The sequence below is a fragment of the Peptostreptococcus canis genome (assembly GCF_014229965.1).
Lineage (GTDB): Bacteria > Bacillota > Clostridia > Peptostreptococcales > Peptostreptococcaceae > Peptostreptococcus > Peptostreptococcus canis.
Map to the genome: position 1 here is coordinate 1 of NZ_JABGBW010000020.1, position 2,188 is coordinate 2,188.

Below are 2,188 nucleotides of genomic sequence, written 5' to 3' on the forward strand. Positions count from 1 at the left end.
ATCTAACTCTTCCCCTTCCCATTTCTTTTCTACAGGAATCGATATTTTTTCTATATTTTTATTAGTGATAGTAAATCCAGTTTTGGCATTTCCTTCTTTTTTACTATCATAGTTTTGAAGTTTGACTTCTGCTACATCATACTGAATTTCATCACCATTATCATTGTTCTTTTCTATATCAGTGAATTTACCTCTCCAATTGTTATCATTGTTTAATACTAATATTTTTCCAGGAACTTCTTTCCCATCAGCAATAAGTTTTATAGTAACTGAGTTAGATTTCGGACCAACCCATTCTTTATTAACGTGTATTTCTATTTTCTCAGATATACGTTTATTGTACATCACTACAACTTTACCTTTCCCTTGGTTATTAATATCAACAACTCTTGAATTTGCTGAAGTAGGATGTTTAGCATCGTTTGGATTTGCATTATTTTCAGCTACATCCATATATCCCTCTGCATGAGAAGTTTCTAAGAAACGATACTTTTGGCCGCCAATTAATCTTCTAACTTGAACTTCTCCTTTATCTGGACTCAAAGTTCCATCGCCATTTAATGTTCCCTTTTCTACCATATCTTGAATTACATTTACATCCTTCCAAGTTACCCCATCATCTGTGGAAGTTTGTAGCTTGAATTTAAATCCATCCGAAAGATTAGCACCTGTTTTTACATCTGTTTTAATAAGTTTAATGGTTAATGGGTCTGCTGGTGCATCTGCTATTCCTACTGGAGGCGTTAAGGTAGCAACTCCTTTTATATTAAAATCACCTTGATCAGAAGTTATTTTCAACGTATTAGGAATTTTTGTAACTTCTTTTACAGGTGTATATTTCGCATCAGCATAAATACGAAAATTTTGAATAGCCTTACCCTTATAAAGGTTATTAATCCTAGTTATTGTTTCGTCAGAAACATTTCCAAATATGCTTTTGTATCTAGTTTTCAAAAGATTACCCACTCCACCAGCGCTTTTAATTGATGGAATTTGATCGTAAGTAAGTCCATTTGAATCATTTGTATCCCACCATTTAAGCATAAGTGTATAAGTTTCATCTTTATTGTTATAAATACAATATTCCCCAGCCTTTAAAGCTTGTTTAACTTCATCTCTAGTTCTCGCTCCCTGTTCTACCTTTGTTAGTAAACTAGAAGGAAGATTAATGCTATACCATCCTGATATAACTTCACCTGCATCATTTATACCAGATAAAATGATTGAAGAATCTTTAGATAAATTAGGTGGAGCTATTACATCATGAAACGTATCTTCTATATACAAACGTGTTAATGCCTTTGCTGTATATTTACCATTATTTTCTAAAAGAAATGGGCAATAATATTCTTTCCCAGAAATATTTGCTATATCAGTAAATACACTATAATACCAGTTAATATTCTTATCTGTTCCACTGCCACCTTTAGACATATGTCTGTCTGTTTTCCCAACTACACTAGCTTGGACATGTTCCTTTTCCCAAGCTGCAACAAAATCATTCTTTCCTATTTTTCCACGAGCAGCAACTCTTTCTCCTTTGTTAAAAGTTTGTCCATACGCATTTAAATAACCAGCTATATCTCCAGTTTTAAAAGATGCAGTAACTTTCGTAATCTGATTATTTTTTATATAGTCTCCACCAAATTTAATACTTATTACTCCTCTTTTATATTCCCAAGTACCTAATTGATGGTTAGTTCCATCAAATAGGGCTTGTTCTGAAAAAGAAGCTAATGCTTGCTCTAAATTAGCAGGAATATTTAATATATCTCCTTCCTTAATAGGATTAGTTCCATTATATTCCATAGATAATTCTAATTTAAGTTTACTAAATTTACCGTCTTCGCAAATGGCATTACTAAATTTTGTAGGATCATTTGAAAAATTATCAAATTCCGGTTGATTATCGCTTACTCTGTAGTCTATTTCTCTATCTCCTCTAGAAACTTCTATAATCTTAAATGAAATAATTCTAACATTATCTAATGAAAGTTCATCTCCTGCTAAACGAAGATTTACTGGCTTTATTTCTGCTAGCAATTCGTCATCTTCAGTTAAATCTCCCTCTACATTTTGGATTTTCCTCGGTCCTGTTGGATTTTCTCTCTTTTTCTTTTCATATCCGGCAATGATAGTTTCATTACCAAGTTTTCCATAAATAGGAGTTATTTCAATATCTTCTCCC

1 protein-coding gene is annotated in these 2,188 nt (G+C 32.2%); it reads right to left on the reverse strand.

What is annotated here, in order from left to right:
- On the reverse strand, nucleotides 1–2,188 hold a 2,188-nt coding region (locus HLB29_RS09420), incomplete at both ends, for a Cna B-type domain-containing protein (RefSeq protein ID WP_185624895.1).